Source organism: Pedobacter ginsenosidimutans (assembly GCF_001442625.1).
Classification (GTDB): Bacteria; Bacteroidota; Bacteroidia; order Sphingobacteriales; family Sphingobacteriaceae; genus Pedobacter; species Pedobacter ginsenosidimutans.
This window is the reverse complement of sequence record NZ_LMZQ01000003.1, coordinates 182,471-201,617: the sequence shown is the minus strand read 5'-3', so window position 1 is coordinate 201,617 and position 19,147 is coordinate 182,471. Positions and strand designations below refer to the sequence as shown.

13 protein-coding genes are annotated in these 19,147 nt (G+C 39.4%); 11 read left to right on the top strand and 2 right to left on the bottom strand.

Annotated features, from left to right (window positions below):
- Positions 1-22: 22 nt before the first annotated feature.
- The 6 genes from ASU31_RS04865 (at position 23) to ASU31_RS04840 (ending at position 9,171) form a co-directional block, all read left to right on the top strand.
- Positions 23-772, top strand: coding sequence for a hypothetical protein (locus ASU31_RS04865; protein ID WP_057931259.1), 750 nt, complete (start codon positions 23-25; stop codon positions 770-772).
- 32 nt (positions 773-804) lie between these two features.
- Positions 805-2,424, top strand: a complete 1,620-nt coding sequence (locus ASU31_RS04860) for a DUF5008 domain-containing protein (protein ID WP_057931258.1) — start codon at positions 805-807, stop codon at positions 2,422-2,424.
- 36 nt (positions 2,425-2,460) lie between these two features.
- Positions 2,461-4,158: an alkaline phosphatase family protein gene (locus ASU31_RS04855; RefSeq protein ID WP_167346156.1), complete on the top strand. Its 1,698-nt coding sequence runs from the start codon at positions 2,461-2,463 to the stop codon at positions 4,156-4,158.
- A gap of 30 nt (positions 4,159-4,188) precedes the next feature.
- Positions 4,189-5,631 carry a PA14 domain-containing protein gene (locus ASU31_RS04850; RefSeq protein ID WP_057931256.1) on the top strand — a complete coding sequence of 481 codons (1,443 nt, stop codon included), beginning with the start codon at positions 4,189-4,191 and terminating at the stop codon, positions 5,629-5,631.
- A gap of 12 nt (positions 5,632-5,643) precedes the next feature.
- Positions 5,644-6,489 (top strand): PKD domain-containing protein, encoded by an 846-nt coding sequence (locus ASU31_RS04845; RefSeq protein ID WP_083505273.1) that lies wholly within the window; start codon positions 5,644-5,646, stop codon positions 6,487-6,489.
- 207 nt (positions 6,490-6,696) lie between these two features.
- On the top strand, positions 6,697-9,171 hold the full coding sequence (locus ASU31_RS04840; protein WP_057931254.1) for a glutaminase family protein: 2,475 nt from the start codon (positions 6,697-6,699) through the stop codon (positions 9,169-9,171).
- Between the two features lie 629 nt (positions 9,172-9,800).
- Here ASU31_RS04840 and dinB read toward each other — a convergent pair.
- The gene (gene dinB / locus ASU31_RS04835; protein ID WP_057931253.1) at positions 9,801-10,901 is read right to left on the bottom strand and encodes a DNA polymerase IV; all 1,101 of its coding nucleotides are present in this window, start codon (positions 10,899-10,901) and stop codon (positions 9,801-9,803) included.
- Positions 10,902-10,966: 65 nt separating this feature from the next.
- On the opposite strand from dinB, the gene ASU31_RS04830 reads away from it, so the two are divergent.
- Entirely contained in the window at positions 10,967-11,320 is a 354-nt protein-coding gene (locus ASU31_RS04830; protein ID WP_057931252.1) for a DUF6717 family protein, read from the top strand.
- A gap of 122 nt (positions 11,321-11,442) precedes the next feature.
- Here the strand turns inward: ASU31_RS04830 and ASU31_RS04825 are convergent, their stop codons facing one another.
- Positions 11,443-11,802, bottom strand: a complete 360-nt coding sequence (locus ASU31_RS04825) for a response regulator (protein ID WP_057931251.1) — start codon at positions 11,800-11,802, stop codon at positions 11,443-11,445.
- A 285-nt stretch (positions 11,803-12,087) separates the two neighbouring features.
- Between ASU31_RS04825 and ASU31_RS04820 the strand changes: the two genes are divergently transcribed.
- The 4 genes from ASU31_RS04820 to ASU31_RS04805 all read left to right on the top strand — a co-directional run bounded on the left by ASU31_RS04820 (position 12,088) and on the right by ASU31_RS04805 (position 19,136).
- Entirely contained in the window at positions 12,088-13,101 is a 1,014-nt protein-coding gene (locus tag ASU31_RS04820) for a LacI family DNA-binding transcriptional regulator (RefSeq protein ID WP_057931250.1), read from the top strand.
- Between the two features lie 433 nt (positions 13,102-13,534).
- On the top strand, positions 13,535-16,507 hold the full coding sequence (locus tag ASU31_RS04815) for a SusC/RagA family TonB-linked outer membrane protein (RefSeq protein ID WP_057931249.1): 2,973 nt from the start codon (positions 13,535-13,537) through the stop codon (positions 16,505-16,507).
- A 13-nt stretch (positions 16,508-16,520) separates the two neighbouring features.
- Complete coding sequence (locus tag ASU31_RS04810; protein ID WP_057931248.1) at positions 16,521-18,125, top strand: RagB/SusD family nutrient uptake outer membrane protein; 1,605 nt, start codon at positions 16,521-16,523, stop codon at positions 18,123-18,125.
- 12 nt (positions 18,126-18,137) lie between these two features.
- On the top strand, positions 18,138-19,136 hold the full coding sequence (locus ASU31_RS04805) for a SusE domain-containing protein (protein WP_057931247.1): 999 nt from the start codon (positions 18,138-18,140) through the stop codon (positions 19,134-19,136).
- The last annotated feature ends 11 nt before the right edge of the window (positions 19,137-19,147 follow it).

Genomic DNA, 19,147 nt, shown 5'->3' with positions numbered 1-19,147 from the left:
TTAAATAGAAATTATACAAGATATGAAAAAGCTAATTATTGCATGTGCAGCACTTTTACTTGTTTTAAATGCCTGTAAGCGTGATGAGTATTATATAGATGGTGGCAAGGCGAAGGCAGAGTTTGATGGGAATATGATGCAGTACCTGCAGGCCAAAAAAGTTCCTTTTGATACCGTTGCCCAAATTGTAAAACTGGCCGGCATGGAGCAGCAGTTCAGTTCGGAGAATTTCACCTTTTTTGCTTTTGATGATGATGTAGTGCGGAAAACGATCGGCAATATTCACACCAACGAAAGAGATAGAAAACCAAAGTTCGAATCCTTAAATCAATTGCTTTATGAATCGGGTAGAGATACGGTAAAAACCCTCGATCAGATCAGTCCGGCCATTTGGCGGAAATACCTGCAACGTTATATGTTTAAAGGTGTAAACATGTTAAAAGATTATCCGCAGATCGATCTTGATCTGAGAAGTATTTATCCCGGAGCCCTGCACTACGATTACAACAACGATGTAGCCAATATTGGCGTAGTTTTTTACGATGCCAACGGAATTAAATATATCGGTTACAGGCAGCTTGTGCTCTCTTACATCCCCGACGTATCAAAACCGAACGATAACTGGTACCCAAGTTATGTCGCATCATCTGATATTAAACCAACCAACGGAATGGTGCACTCGTTAAGATATCAGGGTGCATACCTGGGGTTCAATTTATATGAGTTTTTTAATGATGTATATAACACTGGTTTAACACCAAGTAATAAATAATTAGCCTGTTATAATTTTAAAAGAATAAAATCATGAAAAAAATAAAATACATGCTAATCGTGTTTTTTCTATGCTCCTTAGTTATACAGGGGTGTAAGAAAGAAGAAGAATTAGGCGAAGATCCATATGCAGATGGTAAGGCGCCACTGGGCATAACCATTAGCCAAACTTTATTGCCTGTTCCATCAGAAGGTATTGTAGGTACTACAGTAACCATACAGGCCAAAGGCTTAATGCCCTTTAAAGATAAGTTAACCTTTATGTTTAACGGCGAAAAAGCAGAAGTGCTTAGCGTTACCGAATCTACTATTGTGGTTAAGGTACCCGAAGCCGGAAGTACAGGGATCACCTCGATTGCTATTGGCGATCAGCTGATTTTAGGCCCACAGTTTATTGTGTCGGGCCTGATCAAAAACGATATCACTTTTAAGGCAACGGCAGGAACAAACGGCTATGTAAACCAGTTTTACGAAATGCTTGATGGAAGGGCGATTGTACTTGGCAGCTTTAACAATTACAATAATAATGGATTCATCACACCGAATAATAGAATTGTAAGAACTTCTTTAGATGGCGATTACGACCGTACTTTTAGAACAGGTAGGGGCGCTAATGGCTCACTATCTAGGGTAATTGAAATTGGCGGACGTTTTATCATCGCCGGTGGATTTAGCGGCTATAACCAGCGTACAGAAAACATTAGTAACATTACCAGTTTATATCCTAATGGTGCTATCGATACCATTAAAATCCAAACCAAGCGCAAACCAACCTTAACCGATACGGTTACCCAAAAATGGTTTCCTAAATTTAATGGCGGTACCAACGAATACATTAACCGCATTTACCCACATCAGGGCAAAATTTTAGCAACAGGTAATTTTAGGTATTACGTAAAAAGAACTTACGATAAAGACAATTATGATTTTTCCAGAGATACCGTAATTCTGGATAGTACCGAAATCCGTCAGATTTTAAGGTTCAATTTAGATGGTTCTTTAGATAAAACCTATCGTTTTAATACTGCAACCAATAAAGGTAATGTAAGTGCAAATGGCCCTATTGATACCTATATGCATACCGATGCAGCCAACCTCGAAAAATTAATGGTATTTGGAAACTTCAGCACCTTTGATGATCAGCCTGCTGTACGTATTTTAAGGTTAAATGCCGATGGCACTAAAGATCCAAGCTTTAACCCGGGCAGTGGGGTAGATAATGGAATAACATCACTTACCTACAATGCTACCACCAGAAAATACCTGATTACAGGAGCATTTACAAAATACAACGGTAAACCTGTATACGGGATGGCACTAATTAATGAAGATGGCAGTCTGGATGAGTCTTTCACTGCTAAATTCTTCGAAGGCGGTTACCCTTATTTTGCCCGCCAGATTTCGAATGGATTGATTGTAGTAAGTGGTGGTTTTAAAAAGTACAACAACATTACCAGAAATGGTTTTATGGTGCTTACCCCGGCAGGACTGCTAGCGCCTGGCTATAATGCAACCGGACCATTTTCGGGCGGCCTTTCTGATGTGATTGAAACAAAATCTGCTGATGGCAAAAAAGCACTTTTATTAATCGGAGGTTTCAACCGCTTTGATAACCAGCCTTTTTACAACATCGTTAGGGTAACTATTGAATAATAACCAGAAGCCAATTAAATATAAATTAAGATGAGCATGACGAAAAAATATAAATTACTGCTTGGTTTAATGGCCACCGTAGTTACAACAGCCATATTTTCCTGCAATAAAGATTTCGATAGAAAACTTACAGATAAAGACGGTACCGATACCACAAAGGTAAGATACGGAAGCCGTAAGATTTTATACCTGGTGGTTGATGGTGCAAGAGGGCAATCGGTAGCAGCAGCCAATATTCCAAATATTACGGCGCTTTTACCACACTCAGTTTACAGTTGGGTGGGATTAAATGAACCCGAAGCTACACAGAATGCCAGTAACTGGGCAAGCATGTTAACCGGTGTAAAAAAAGCGAAACACCTGGTAAATGATGATAACCTAACCAATAACAACCTGCAGAATTACCCTGTAATTTTTAAAAGGATTAAAGAGAGCAGGCCACAGACCAAAATTGTGGCACATACCTCATCTACAGTTTTTAAATCGCTAACAACAGGTGCAGATATCAGCACTTTGGCCACCAGCGATGACCAGGTTAAAGCTTCGGTAATTAACGATTTAAATACCGATACCGCTTCGGTAATTTTAGGCCACTTTACCGATGTAGATAAAGCCGGTGCACAATATGGTTACGATAATTCATTCCCGAACTATAAATCGGCAATAGAAAAATTCGATACCGGAGTGGGGGAGATTATGGCTGCATTAAAGAAACGCTCTAATTATATTAACGAGGATTGGCTGGTTATTATCGCTTCGAGCGATGGTGGCGCATTTACCCTCCCGCCCAATACCGACGATCAAACCATTTTTAGTAAACCGGCAAACAATGCTTTTGTTATTTACTATAGTGCTGCTTATAACAAACGGATCCTGGTAAAGCCATTTACAGGTAACAGGTACCTGGGCAAAACTGTTAAAATGACCGGTACCCAAATTAGGGCTGAAGTGGCTGGCGAAGATGCAGGCGTTTACAATATAGACGATACTACCAAGATGACCATTGAGCTTAAAGTTAAAAAGAACAGAGAGCAGATCTCATACCCTAGTATTTTAGGTAAAAGAAACGAATGGTCTAGTGGCCACCCTAGCGTGGGTTGGGTTATTTATTTAGAAGACCGTTACTGGTACTTCGAATGGAGAGGTACAAAAGATGGCGATTACCGTCAATGCAGGGGCGCCGATATTGTTCAGGGCAGATGGGAAAACCTGTCAGTTAAATTAGAACAGCGTGGTAACCAAAGGTTTATCAGAACTTATACCAACGGGACATTTAACAACGAGCTAGAAATCACCGGATCTGGTTCCTTAGCCAATTCCAATGCATTGAAACTGGGTTATTTAAATGGTCAGGGGCACGGAGAGCCAGATTATTATGTAACCGATATCCGTTTCTTTAAACTAGCTGTTCCAGATGGTGTAATCGGACAATACTCTTGCGAAACATCCATCGATCAGAGCCACCCTTCTTACAATTTCCTGGTAGGTTACTGGCCAGCTACCGACGGCAATGGCGATAAGATGATCGATCTTTCTTCCCAGGCCCGCGATTTTAAATTGCAGGGACCATACGTTTGGGAAAATTTCAACGATTTAATCTGTCCGCCTTCAACCAGTTCCTTAGCGCTCCTGGTTCCGCAAACAACCGACATACCAGCGCAAATGGTTAACTGGTTAAAAATCGCCAATAACCAGCAATGGGCACTTGATGGCAGGGTTTGGTTAGACCAATAAACAGGAATATTGATAATTTAAATATCGAAAATGAAAAAAATTATATACACAGTATTAATGGGTTTAACAATCATGATTGTTGCCTGTTCTTGTAAAGAATCTCAAATAGACGATTTGGATCTACCGCCTGCGGCAAGCAGAAGTATTACCGGCGAAGGAATTGTTGTGGGCAATGTATCAATAGATAATCAGTTTGTTAAAGTTCCCTTCAAAATTTCGCTCTCAGGAGCTGCGGAAGAAGCTTTTCAGGTGGGTTTAACCTTAAATAACGATACGGTAACACAGCTAATTACTAATGGTGGTTTAACCAATGCTGTACTCATGCCATCAGCGGCCGTAGAGTATCCTAACGTAATTAATGTATCGTACGGAACAGACAATGCCGAAGGAATAGCCATCGTTCGCCGGTCGGTATTAGAACGGTATTTTGGTAAGAAAGTGGTTTTTGCCTTAAAACTTTCTGCGCCGGGTAAAGGTAATAAAATTGCCAATGGCAAATCGAATATCCTGGTCATCATCAATACCGAAGAATTGTTAAAATCTACCGACATCCATTTTTTAAATTTTCAGGGCGGGGGTATTTATAACGTAACTCAGGGGCCTAATTATCAGGTAGGACCTGCCGGGGTTACCATTCCCCTCATTATCAGTCTGGATAATGCACCTTCTACGGCCTTTAACGTAAAAATTAAGGATAACATAGATACCATTGCAACTTTATTGTCAGCAGGAACACTCACTAATGTGATCCACCTGGCTGCTAAAGATTTTACCATCGATACCTTGGTGAGATTTAATACAGGCGCAACAAGTGCTGTAGTGAGGTTATCTATTCCATGGCCTGTGTTCGATGCAAATATTGTGGCCAATAAGAAATTCGCCTTTGCCTTAAGCCTAAGCGATAATACCAATCATGTTATCCATCCTACAAAAGGAAAAGTAATCGTGGTGATTGATCCCAATGTAAACTTAGATAACAATTCGCCAATTATTGGAAATGGTACAGGTTTGATTGCCAAATATTATACCAATACACAGTTATCACCAGACGACGGCCGTGAGCCTTTTGCCACGCGGGTAGATGGCACAATCGAATTCTCGGGCGATGGTTGGCCAGATAATGTAAAAAATACCGCTGGTACTTCTTTAAGCAGGGATAATTTCGCTACCAAATGGGTTGGCGAGTTCCTGGCACCGGTAAGGGGCGACTATATTTTCTATCAGACCCGTTGGGATGATGGATCGAGATTATTTATTAATGGAAAAGCCATTATCGACGATTATACCACACAGTGGGATAAACCAGAGCGAAAAGCAACCATTCGTTTAGAACGTGGTATCAGATATAAAATTGAAGCACATCATCGCGAAAATGTTGGCGGACAACAGGCATATCTCGAGTATGAAGTTCCATCGGCAGGTATAACAGGTAAACGTGCAGTACCAAGAACACAATTATTTCCAACTCCTTAAACTTGAATAGATATGAAAAGTAACATGAAAAGATTATTGGGTATATGTTCACTTTTACTACTAATTGTGGTGTTAACAGTGAAATGTAAAAAAGACAAAGTCGAAGAGGTTGTTCCAGAAGTGGAAGAACCAAAGCCTACAGCTGGGTTTACCTTTATAAAACCCGATACATTGAAATTTTTAGAGTACCAGTTTACCGGAAACTCCACAAATTATAAAAATTTATTGTGGCAGTTTGGCGATGATAGCACTTCTGTTGAGGTAAACCCAAAACATACTTACCGTTTCCCCGGAAAATATAAAGTAACCTTAACTACGAGGAATGGCCAGGGGTACACTGCAGCAAAAGAAGTGATGCTTAGTGTGGTCGATCCGACCATAAATTACTCCATTTGCGGCGAAAACTACATGAAAACCATTGGGGGTATATTTTCGGTTAACCTTGAAGCAGGTGCGGGACCAGATTCTGGCGAAGGTTCCAAAAAACTGGTCGATCAGGATATAAATACGAAATTCTTACAGGCAGGTTTTGATGGTACCCAAAAATGTACCTTCGAACTAAAGACTCCACAGGTAGTAGGCGCTTACACCCTAACTTCGGGTAATGATGCGGCAGACCGCGATCCGAGATTCTGGATTTTGCAAGGCTCGTTGGATGGGATCCAGTATACCGACTTGCATACGGTAACCGTTTGTCCGTGGGCGAACGAGAATAGTGGTATAAGCAGAAAACAGACTAAACTTTTTCACTTCGACAACTACATTGCTTATAAATTTTACCGCCTTTACATTAAATCGAACAGAGGAAGCCGTGTGTTTCAATTGGCCGAGTGGACAATAAACAAAAAACAGCCTTAGTTTATATAGTTATGCACAGTTTGAAAGATACATGGAGCTTAAAAACTTCATGTATTTTTTTGAGGATTGATTTTAAATGTCACTTGGACAATTAAAAAATTGGGTTCTCTTGCAAAAATTAAATTATATTTTATACATTAGTAAAACGTTTAACTAAACGTTAAAGCTAACCACAATATAAATCAGATTTCAATACACACACAAATTATGAACAAAATCTACACATTAAAATTTTTAGGCATACTGGGCTGCATGTTTGTAAGCGGCTTGCTAAAAGCACAAGAGCGAAAGGCACCAGCTTATCCCTTAATTACGCACAATACCTATTTTAGTATTTGGTCTAACACGGATAAATTAAACGAATCTGCTACCCAACATTGGACGGGTGCCGATCATTCTCTTTTAGGAATGATTAATGTAGATGGTGGTATATATCGTTTTTTAGGTAAAGAAACCGCTACCTACAAAACGCTTGTACCTGCTTCAGATGAAAAAGCTTACGAAGTAAAATATACTGAAACCGAACCTCAGGGGGATTGGAAAGCTGCAAACTACACGGCCAGCAGCTGGCAAACAGGTAATGCACCAATAGGAGATGATGCCAAAAATGTGAAAACATTGTGGAAATCGCACGATATATGGGTAAGAAGAACCTTTAACATAGCTAACCCGGCATCAATAAACGAACTGTTTTTAAAGATAAACCATGATGATAATATTGAGGTTTACCTAAATGGGAAGAAAATTTATACCAAAGAAGGCTGGACCAATAATTTCCAATACATTGCGTTAAGTAACAGCGATAAAAGCGCATTAAAAGCCGGATCGAATGTAATTGCCATCCACCTGATTAATACTGCTGGTGGCCGTTTTCTAGATTTTGGCCTGGTAGACCGCTTAAAAGATAATGCCGAAAAAGTACAGCTAGCAAGGCAAAAAAGTGTTGATATTAATGCCACACAAACCATTTATAACTTTACCTGCGGCAAGATTGATTTAAAATTAACTTTTACCTCTCCCTTGTTAATGAACGATTTAGGTTTATTTGCACGTCCGGTTTCTTACGTTTCCTATCAGGTAAAAGCAAATGACGGTAAAACCCACCAGGTAAAAGTATACCTCAGTGCATCGTCAAACATCGCAGTATATCGTCCTACGCAGGAAGTTACGGCAAGCAAATACAGCACGGCTAAATTATCAGTATTAAAAACGGGTACGGTAGAACAACCAGTTCTTCAAAAAGCAAGTGATGATATGCGGATTGATTGGGGATACTTTTATGTGGCTGCACCAAAAACAAGCAATGCCATCCAGTTTATAACGGCCGAAAAAGATGCTGCCGATGCTTTTAGAAAAGGCAATTCTGCTTCAACTGCTAAACAGGGCAAAATGCTCGCATTGAATACGGTTATCCCCTTTGGAACAGTAGGTAAAGCTGCAGTAGAAAAATATGTTGAACTAGGCTATGATGAAATTTATTCTGTTCAATACTTCAATAAAAATTTAAGGCCATGGTGGAATACCTCAGGTAAAGAAACCATCGAAGCACAACTAACCGCTGCGGCTGATGAGTACAAAAACGTGATTCAGAAGTGTGAGGCTTTTAACAAAACTTTGTATGCCGATGCCTTAAAGTCGGGTGGTAAAGAATATGCCGATTTATGTGTTTTAGGTTATCGCCAGAGCATTGCAGCACATACCTTGGTAAAGAGCCCGCAAGGTGAAATTTTATGGTTGTCTAAGGAAAACAACAGTGGTGGTTTTATCAATACCGTTGATGTCACTTATCCTTCGGCACCGTTGTACCTGATTTATAATCCTGAACTGTTACAGGGCATGCTGAACGGTATTTTTTATTTCAGCGAAAGCGGAAAATATCCTCACCCTTGGGCAGCTCACGATCTGGGAACCTATCCGTTAGCAAACGGACAAACTTATGGTGAGCCAATGCCTGTAGAAGAATCGGGTAACATGATTATTTTAACTGCAGCAATTGCCAAAGCGGAGGGAAATGCCAATTATGCCAAAGCGCATTGGAAAACCTTAACCACCTGGGTTGATTATTTAACCAAAGAAGGATTAGATCCTAAAACGCAGTTATGTACCGATGATTTTGCTGGTCACCTGGCCCGTAATGCCAACTTATCGGTAAAAGCGATTGTAGGTATTGCCTGTTATGCGCAGATGGCACAAACACTAGGTTATGATGATGTAGCCAAAAAATATAGGGCTATTGCCGAAAGTATGGTGCCAAAATGGATAGAAATGGCCGATGCCGGCGATCACTACGCCTTAACTTTTGATAATAAAAATACATGGAGCCAGAAGTATAATCTGGTTTGGGATAAGGTGTTAAAGTTAAACCTGTTTCCGCAAAAGATATACGAAACCGAAACCAGATATTATCTGACCAAGCAAAACAGATATGGTATTCCGTTGGATAGCAGAAAAGCCTACACTAAAAACGACTGGATTTTGTGGACCGCTACTTTTGCGCCAACACAAAAAGAATTCGAGGCTTTGGTTCATCCGGTTTACAAGCATGCTATCGAAACCGAATCGAGAGTGCCTTTGAACGATTTTTATGATTCGAATACCGGTATCCGCGATAATTTTAAAGCCCGGAGTGTAGTGGGCGGTTTTTACATGAAAATGCTTGCCGATAAGTTAGCTGGCAAATAAAATCTTTCCCTTAAAATTAACAATTAAAGGCTCTGCATCTAGTTGCAGGGCCTTTTTTGTGTTTGATAAGAGCGCGATCGTCATGCTGAATTTATTTCAGCATCTTTCCCGCTATAAAGACCCTGAAATGAATTCAGGGTGACGGCACGAATGGAAAAATGCATAAACTTAATGTAGTGTTGGCCACAGCAATCTATTCCTTAGTCTGTGTTCTCACAAACCGAATAAACAGCTTATGTATACAAGCAAAGAAAGATATTTAGCGTCTTATAGAATTAGGAAATGATCGGCTTGTGGTTCTTGGAGGCCGTTGGTCCCGCTTTACGCTTTACTCCGTTGCACTACGTGTTCGCTCTATCCGATAGCTATCGGATCTGGTTTAGGAACAAGGGTTTCTGCACCTAGCAACCCCGAAAATGAAATACTGTTTTAGCCCAATAGCCCCGGTTGCAGCGTTACCCTGCAGCCACGAGGAACGAGGCAGCGAAGCGTATAAGCGTAAAACGGGAAGAAACTTATTGATTTGTAATAGCCTTGCGCTCCAAAAAAATTGGCTTTTAAATTAAGAAAAGGTAGACATAGCATTTGTTGTAAGATTACTTATTCTCATCGCCATGACCATAATCTTATCAAAACTCAAATTCCAATTGGTTGCTTTCTGGCTTTTCTATTTCAACATCATCATAAAACCGCGATAAGGTAATGCCTAAAAGCCTCACCTGCGTTGTGCCGATAGCTGCCTCTTCCAAAAGTTTAATCGCTTCAGCATAAATTACTTCGGATTTGTTTATCGGTGTAGCAAAAGAACGGCTGCGCGTAATGAGTTTAAAATCGGCAAACTTGATTTTTAGGGTTACCGTTTTTCCGCTCAGCTGATATTTTTCCAAACGTTTGGCTACGGTTTCACTGATCTGTTTTAGGAGATCGTGCATCACCGAATCTTCATTGGTATCCTCCGAAAAGGTATCTTCTGCACCAACTGATTTGGTTTCGCGATGCGACTGAACGGGGCGTTCATCAATGCCACGAACAATTTTATAATAAAACTTTCCCGATTTCCCGAATTGGGCAACAAGCTGGACTTCAGTCAATTTTTTTAAATCTGCACCTGTATTAATCTGCATGGCCTTCATTTTGGCGCCCGTAACTTTGCCTACCCCAAAGAACTTTTCTACCGGGAGTTTTTCCATAAAAGCTTCGATCTTCGATGGTCCAATAAAAGTTAAACCATCCGGTTTGTTCATATCCGAAGCTACTTTGGCCACAAATTTATTGATCGATACGCCTGCCGAAGCCGTTAAGTTTAACTCATTTTTAATGGCATCTTTAATCGATTGTGCAATGTCAATAGCCGATCCAATCCCGAGTTTGTCTTCTGTTACATCAAGGTAAGCTTCATCCAATGAGAGGGGTTCTATAATATCAGTGTAGCGACTAAAAATTTCCCTAAGTGCTTTCGAAACCGCAGTATAGGCATCAAAACGAGGGTATACGAAAATGGCTGTCGGGCAAAGCTGGTAAGCTTTACTGCTCGACATTGCCGAACGGATTCCATATTGCCGGGCTTCGTAACTGGCTGTAGAAACCACCCCACGGCTATCGGGCTTGCCACCAACCACTAAAGGCTTCCCTCGGTATTCAGGGAAATCACGCTGCTCTACAGATGCATAAAAAGCATCCATATCGATATGAATTATTTTTCTTAAAACCGGTGGAGTTGAATCAGACATGCAATGATCTAAATTTCGCGATTTTTATCAGGATTATTGATCTAGATTTTTTTTCTTTACAAAATATGGAGAGAGCGATTCGTTTTTATAAAAATGCAAAGCACGAATGGTATGCCGATATACCGGAATGGGGTGGAGACATAGCCGATTTGCAAATGGTAGAAGGTGCCGATGAATTATTAAACTGGATAGCAGTTGCAGGGGATGAATGCAAATTACTGATGGCTGATGCGCCTATTGAAGATGCCGAAATTTTAGATCTTGTTTATGCGCGTGAAGAGAATCTGGGTGGTGGTGGCGATTATATGTTAGAAAAATTTAGGGGAGAATTTAAAAACCATAAACTTTGGCTTTGCCATGTAACGGAATTTGTTTTTAAGCAATTGCCTGAACGGATTTATTTTAGGGAAATTAAATAATTGGATTTTGAGCGAAGCTAAATTTATACCAGCAGATCTCTCTCCCGAAAGTTCGGTACTGCGCATCAGGCGAGATGACGATCGTTTCGGAAAGCCATACACCCTAACCTTACACCTTTAATTTAATCCAATAATACCTCTACCTTATTCAGTAAAGAATCCATCTCGAATGGCTTTTCCATAAAATCATTTGCACCCGCATCCAGCGCAGATTGTCTGATGTCTCTACTAGCCGAGATCATTAAAATAGGGATCTCCTTAAATTCAGGATCGTTTTTAAGCTGTTTACAGATATCTCTTCCATCATGACCGCTCATCCAAATATCGAGCAGAATCAAATCTGGCCTGTTTTTTACCGCATCTATTACTGCCCCGCCATCATATGTAAATTCAACATCATAACCCATCACTTCTAAAATCATCGTCACAGCATCAACAATTCCTTCATCATCATCGGCAATGAGTATTTTCTTATTTCCCATTTTGTAATTTTATTTCATATCGTTTTGTTTTGCAACTGGTAAATGAGAAGATGATTAAAAGCGTATAATTATTAAAGCGGTAAAGATGCTTTTTGTTTTAAAAAAAAGAATATTTATTTAAATAATTTTATGGAAAATATTGACTAATGTCAATTGATAAAGTATAGTTGTTTTATTTCCGCAACAATGAATTAAATGATAAATTATTTTACATGGCAGATATTCGTGCATTAATATTTTATATTTACAGCGTTTATTCAAATTAATTGGGTTTAATAGCCAAAAATGGATAGTATTAATATTAAGAAGTTAGCAGAAGCATTAAATTTATCTACTTCTACAATTTCGAGGGCTTTTAGGGATAATAGTGACATTAATGGTGCTACCAAAGCGCGTATTTTAGCCAAAGCAAAAGAATTAAACTATCAGCCTAACCACTACGCGAGTAATTTAAGGGAGCAAAAAAGTAAAACCATTGCCGTTATTGTACCCGAATTGGCCAATAATTATTTCTCACAGGCCATTCATGGTATTGAACGTTTAGCCAGAGAAAATGGTTACCATATTCTGATTTACGTAACGGATGATGATTATAATAAAGAAGTAACTTTTATCCGTCACCTACATAACGGTAGGGCCGATGGCATTATAATGTCGGTTTCCGGAGAAGCCAACGATCATAATTACCTCAATAAATTTGGTAGCAAAAGATTACCGTTGGTGTTTTTCGACCGGATTTATGAAGACATTGATACCCCCAGGGTAATTACAAATGATTATAACAGCAGTTTTCTGGCAACTGAACATTTAATAGAGCAGGGCTGCAGTAGAATTGCCTACCTGGTGGTAAATAAAAGTTTATCGATAGGTAAAACCCGTATGCAGGGTTATCTTGATGCACTGGCCAAACACCAGATTCCTTTCGAAGAAAACCTGATAGTAGATTGCAGTAACAGTTACGAAGAAAATAGCATTATTATTAAAGAGGCTTTAACGCAATTAAAACCAGATGGTATTTTTACCTCGGTAGAACGTTTGGCCTTCGCCACTTACTATGCTTGTTACGATCTCAATATCAATATTCCAAAAGATTTAAAGGTGATCAGTTTTTCCAGTTTGGAAATCGCTCCTTTGTTAAATCCCTCACTCACCACCATCACTCAACCCGCTACCGAAATAGGAGAGGAAGCGGCTAAATTATTATTTACTATTTTGGATGATCATGCCGATAAGAACCTGACAAATGAGGTGGTTTTGGAGTCTAAAATTATCAAGCGGAATTCGACCGGAAACGGGTAAAAAAGGCCCCTGAAAATGAGCTCATTTTTAGTCTGAAATTTTCAAAAAATTTCTTCACTTAGTGTAAAATACGCAGAATTCTGACTGATTTTCGGGAACGTTCCCGAAAAACGGTTGAATTTTGACTTAATTTTTTCGGGAACGTTCCCGAAAAAAGACATAAAAATAGCTTAGTGTAATAATTACACTTTAAATTAACATTTAACATTTATAATTTATTGATTATAAGATAATTATCAATTTAACAATTATTTAATGTAAATTTTTACCAGTGTCAAAAAGCTAATTTTTATGTTGATTTTCTGGCTGCAATTTTGGTCAGAAATATATTTTTTAAATAAATTTTGAAATATCATTAACAGCTGTAAATTAGGCCTATGTGTAAATCACTATAATATTTAACCAAATTTTTATACTTAAACGAGCTTCAAATATGAGAGTATTTTACCTGTTAAAACAGGGGCTTTTGGTGCTGTTAGTTTTTTCAGCATTAATGGTAAAAGCACAAACCGGATCGGTGTCTGGTAAAGTGCTTGATGAAACCGGCCTACCATTACCTGGTGCTTCTGTAGTTGTAAAAGGAACTACAAGAAGTACATCAACTGATGAGAACGGTAATTATAAACTAGCAGGTTTATCGAATGGTTCGATAACGCTATCTGCAAGTTTTATCGGTTATCAAACCCTTGATAAAGCCGTAAGCATTTCAGGAAATGCTACTGTTAATTTTCAATTGGCACCCGATGCACAAAAACTGAACGAGGTTGTGGTAATCGGTTACGGTACCGCAGAAAAGAAAAACCTAACCGGATCTATTACTACTGTAAATTCGAAAGATTTTCAAAAAGGAGCGATTACAACGCCTGAGCAATTAATTCAGGGTAAGGTAGCAGGGGTGAACATTATCTCTAATAGCGGCCAGCCTGGAGTAGGTAGCCAAATCCGTATCCGTGGCGGGGCATCATTAAATGCCAGTAACGATCCATTGGTTGTAATTGATGGAGTACCATTTAGCGGTAATACGATCGATAATGCGCCAAGTCCGTTGTCGCTGATCAATCCGAATGATATAGAAACTTTTACCGTACTGAAAGATGCTAACGCAACGGCTATTTATGGTTCAAGAGCATCGAATGGGGTAATTTTAATTACCACTAAAAAAGGTGGTTCTGGTGCGCCTGTAATAAACTTCAGCACCAATAACTCTATTGCAACGGTTGCGAGAAAGGTAGATGTACTTTCTGCCGATCAGGTTCGTGCTTATGTTAATGCAAACGGAAACGCAACGCAAAAAAGTTTGCTGGGCACAGCAAATACCGATTGGCAGGATGCCATTTATCAGAATGCATTTACCTCTGACAATAATCTGAGTATAGCGGGTTCATTCAAAGGAGTGCCTTACCGTGTTTCTGCAGGTTACTTAGATCAGGATGGTTTATTGATTACTGATAAACTAAAACGTGGAACAGGTTCAATTACCTTGTCGCCAAGATTGTTTAAAGATCATTTAAAGATCGATTTAAACTTAAAAGGATCGTTAACCGATTCACATTTCGCAAATGCTGGTGCAATTAACTCAGCCATTCAGTTCGATCCAACGCAGCCAATTTATGCAGACAATAAATACGGAAACTATTTCGAATGGACACAAGGTACTGGAAGTGCAATGGTTCCAAATCCAAATGCACCGCGTAACCCTGTTGCATTAATTAGGTTACAGGATAATAATGGTAATGCGGCACGGAGTGTAGGTAACGCTAAATTCGATTATTCATTTCACTTTTTACCTGAGTTACATGCGAACTTAAACCTTGGTTACGATGTATCTAAAGGTTATGGAAGCATTGTTGTGCCAACTTACGCTGCTCAATCAGCAGCAACAAGCGGCTCACTTTCCAGGGCTTTAAAAACAGAAGCTGATAAATTTTCTGAGTTCTATCTAAACTATGCACATACGGTAGAAAGCATTAAAAGTAGATTTGATGTAACTGCTGGTTACGGTTATTATGATATAGCAACCACTGGTTATAACTTTACCAATTACACAGGTTTAGGTACGCCAATCGTTATACCGGTTTTTCCATTTTCTGTAGAACGTAATAAAATGCTTTCTTACTATGGAAGATTTAACTATACACTGGCAGAGAAATATATCTTATCGGCCACGATGCGTGCCGATGCTTCTTCTAAATTTGCCGAAAACAACCGTTGGGGATATTTCCCTTCAGTAGGTTTTACCTGGAGAATTATCGGAGAAAATTTCCTTAAAGACAGCAAAGTGCTTTCTGATCTGAAATTGAGATTAAGTTATGGAGAAACTGGTAATAAGGATGGTGCTGATATTGGCAACTACAATTACATCGCTAAATATTACGCTAACAGCAATACAGGCCAATATCAGATTGGTAATACTTTTTATAATTATTATGCCCCAGCTGGATACGATCCTGATTTGAGATGGGAAACTACCACAACTTATAATGCAGGTTTAGATTATGGGTTTTTAGGTGGAAGGTTATATGGTAGCATTGATGTGTATTACAAAAAAACTGCCGATTTATTAAGTAAGATTACCATCCCTGTAGGAACAAACTTTAGCAATGAACTGGTTACCAATGTAGGTAATATGGATGTTAGAGGCGCAGAAGTAAGTTTAAATTTTACAGCTATCAAAACTGAAAATACCACTTGGGATTTTGGTGTAAACGCATCTTATAACAAAAGAAAAGTAACCAATTTAACCCTGAACCCAAACTCTGGGTTTAAAATTGATGCGGGTGATATTTCGGGAGGAACCGGAATTCACTTAAAATACAATGCGGTTAATCAGATTCCTCAATCGTATTTTGTGTACAAACAGGTTTACGATGCAAGCGGCAAACCACTTGAAGGTGTTTACCAGGATTTAAATGGTGATGGTACCATCACTACTGATGATCAGTATTTCTATAAATCGCCAGATCCTCAGTTTACTTTTGGTTTCAATACCTCGTTTACCTACAAAAAATGGAGCGTTAATACGGTTTTGAGAGCCAGTTTAGGCAATTACGTTTATGACAACGTGAGCTCGAACTTTGGTATCAAATCAAATTTATTGAGTTCGGTAGGTATCCTTAATAATGCCAGCAGCGATATATTGAATACTGGTTTTACCAATACACAGTACCTGAGCGATTACTACATCAAGAATGCATCCTTTCTGAAAATGGATAATTTAGGTTTGGCCTATAATATTGGCAAATTATCTAAAGATGGAACAGCAACGATGAGAATTTCGGCAAACTGCCAGAATGTTTTTGTTGTAACGAAATACAAAGGTCTTGATCCAGAATTAGCTACAGGTATCGATTATAACCTGTATCCACGACCAAGAACATACACGCTAGGTTTAAACGTTGGTTTTTAATAGAAGAAATACAATGAAAAACTCATTTAAAATAATATTGGCATCGGCGGTTTTAGTGCTATCACTAAACGCATGCAAAAAAGACGCATTAAATCTAACACCAACCAACGATGTAACAGCAGATATTGCTTATGCCACACCGGCAGGTTACAAACAACAATTGGTTAGGTTATATGCAAATTATGGATTAACAAGTCCATCTGGTTCAGATAACAGTGATGTTGGAGGCTTAAACTCTGGTTTCGCAGATTTTTTAAGGTTATTTTGGACTTCACAAGAATTAGTGACAGATGAGGCGGTATGTAATTGGGGCGATACAGGTATTCCTGAATTAGACAATGCTACCTGGTCTACCGATAACCAGTTTTTGAGAGGTTTATACTCACGCAGTATCTCGCAGATTACCCTGGTTAACGATTATTTACGCCAAAGCACTGCCGATAAACTGGCTTCACGTAATATTACCGGAGCTGATGCAACTAATGTTGCGCGTTATCGTGCAGAAGCCCGTTTCTTACGTGCCTACCAGTATTGGGTATTGTTAGATGCATTTGGAAATCCGCCATTTGTAACTGAAGCTGACGAAATCGGAAAGGTTAACCCTAAACAGATTCAGCGTGCAGCATTGTTTACTTATGTAGAATCAGAATTGAAAGCTATAGAAAGCGACCTGGCTGAACCTCGTGCCAACGAGTATGGCCGTGCAGACAAAGGGGCAGATTGGGCATTATTGGCCAGGTTATATTTAAATGCTCAGGTTTATACCGGTACTGCAAAATATACAGAAGCAATAACCTATTCGAGCAAAGTTATTGCAGCTAGTTATGCTTTAAACTCAAGTTATGCCAACCTGTTCAAAGCAGATAACAATATCGGAAACACCGAAAATATATTGACCATTAATTATGATGGTGTGAATGGAACCAATTACGGAGGTACTACTTTCCTGATCAATGCAGCAGTTTATGCATCGGCTGATGCTGCAGGTATGGTAGCAGGTGAGTATGGTGTGCCAAATGGTGGTTGGGCCGGTAACCGTACCCGTCAGAATTTACCAGCCTTATTTCCAAATACTACCGGATCTATTGATAAACGTGGTGTTTTTGTTGGCCCGAAAGCAACAATAGATGCCATTTCAGATCCTAATGATGGTTTAAAGGTGACCAAGTTTAGAAATGTAACATCAGGCGGTACAACTCCTGCATCATTAAACGGAACATTCAGCTCTTTAGATTTTGCCCTTTTCCGTTTGGCAGAGCAATATCTTATTTACGGAGAAGCCGTTGCCAGAGGAGGTTCAGGAGGTTCGGTAGCACAAGCTTTAACTTATGTGAATGCCCTACGTCAACGTGCCTATGGCAATACCAGCGGTAATCTTGTTGCGGCAGCTTTAACAACCGATTTTTATTTAGACGAAAGAGGTCGTGAGTTGTATTGGGAAGGTCACCGCCGTACCGATTTAATCCGTTATGGCAAATTTGCTGGGGCTACTTATTTATGGCCGTTTAAAGGTGGCGTAAAGGCTGGCACTAGTTTACCTGCTTACCGCAATCTATATCCGATTCCAAATGCCGATTTAATTGCAAATCCGAATCTGGTTCAAAACACTGGTTATTAATCTTCATCGCATATGAAATCAATATTATTTAAATCCTTAGCGGTATGCTGTTTAGCCGTATCGCTTTGGTCTTGCAAAAAAGACGAAACGCAGACGGTTTCGAATGTAAGCCCTGCAGGTACACTTACTGCCTCAGCAACTAGCTTAAGCTTGGTACAGGCAAACGGAACAAAGCCTGCATTAACCTTAACATTTCCTGCATCAACCGTTACAGGTTACACTGTACCAGTAACGTCAACCATTCAGTTTGATATTAAAGGAAAAAACTTTGCTTCGCCTAAAGAATATGTAGTGAGTACAACCTCATACTCGCCAACCGTAAACGATTTTAATACCATGATGTTAGCGCTTGGTGCAACCATCGGTACACCTGCACAGGTAGAAGTAAGGTTGAAATCAGGTGCTGCAGCAAACGCCATGACCTATTCAAATGTAATTACTTTAAGCGCAACCCCTTATTTAGCATCGGCATGGATTTATGTACCTGGTAATTATCAGGGCTGGAACCCTTCAACGGCCGATAGTTTGGTATCCTTAACCAGTAATGGCGTTTATACCGGAATTATCAAGTTTGATGGTAGCCCGTTCAAAATTACACCAGAAAAAAAATGGGATGTAGCTTATGGCGATGCAGGTGGCGGTACAATTAGTACCTCTGGCGGCGATATCAGTTCAGTATCTGCAGAGTTCAAACTATTAACCGTTGACTTAAATAAAAAAACCTATACCATTGCAAAAGCCGACTACTGGTCTGTTATAGGTAATGCAATTCCTGGCAGTAACTGGGCAGTAGATACCGATTTAAAATTTATTAATGATGGAAAAGGCACCTGGCAAGCGAAAATTGCTTTAACATCCGGTGCTTTTAAATTCAGATTAAACCACGATTGGACAACCAGTATTGGCAACAATGGCGCTGATATCATGGTAACCGATGCCGGAACCTATACTTTAACCTTAACCGTTAATGCTGATGGTAAAGCTGGATCATACACCATGGTTAAAAATTAATCATTAACTAA

Bases quoted from the DNA above. Each gene is read 5' to 3' on its own strand.
- ASU31_RS04805 (WP_057931247.1), top strand. From the start codon at position 18,138: ATGAAATCAATATTATTTAAATCCTTAGCGGTATGCTGTTTAGCCGTA.
- ASU31_RS04815 (WP_057931249.1), top strand. From the start codon at position 13,535: ATGAGAGTATTTTACCTGTTAAAACAGGGGCTTTTGGTGCTGTTAGTT.
- ASU31_RS04840 (WP_057931254.1), top strand. From the start codon at position 6,697: ATGAACAAAATCTACACATTAAAATTTTTAGGCATACTGGGCTGCATG.
- ASU31_RS04855 (WP_167346156.1), top strand. From the start codon at position 2,461: ATGACGAAAAAATATAAATTACTGCTTGGTTTAATGGCCACCGTAGTT.
- ASU31_RS04850 (WP_057931256.1), top strand. From the start codon at position 4,189: ATGAAAAAAATTATATACACAGTATTAATGGGTTTAACAATCATGATT.
- ASU31_RS04830 (WP_057931252.1), top strand. From the start codon at position 10,967: ATGGAGAGAGCGATTCGTTTTTATAAAAATGCAAAGCACGAATGGTAT.
- ASU31_RS04810 (WP_057931248.1), top strand. From the start codon at position 16,521: ATGAAAAACTCATTTAAAATAATATTGGCATCGGCGGTTTTAGTGCTA.
- ASU31_RS04865 (WP_057931259.1), top strand. From the start codon at position 23: ATGAAAAAGCTAATTATTGCATGTGCAGCACTTTTACTTGTTTTAAAT.
- ASU31_RS04845 (WP_083505273.1), top strand. From the start codon at position 5,644: ATGAAAAGTAACATGAAAAGATTATTGGGTATATGTTCACTTTTACTA.
- dinB (WP_057931253.1), bottom strand. From the start codon at position 10,901: ATGTCTGATTCAACTCCACCGGTTTTAAGAAAAATAATTCATATCGAT.
- ASU31_RS04825 (WP_057931251.1), bottom strand. From the start codon at position 11,802: ATGGGAAATAAGAAAATACTCATTGCCGATGATGATGAAGGAATTGTT.
- ASU31_RS04820 (WP_057931250.1), top strand. From the start codon at position 12,088: ATGGATAGTATTAATATTAAGAAGTTAGCAGAAGCATTAAATTTATCT.
- ASU31_RS04860 (WP_057931258.1), top strand. From the start codon at position 805: ATGAAAAAAATAAAATACATGCTAATCGTGTTTTTTCTATGCTCCTTA.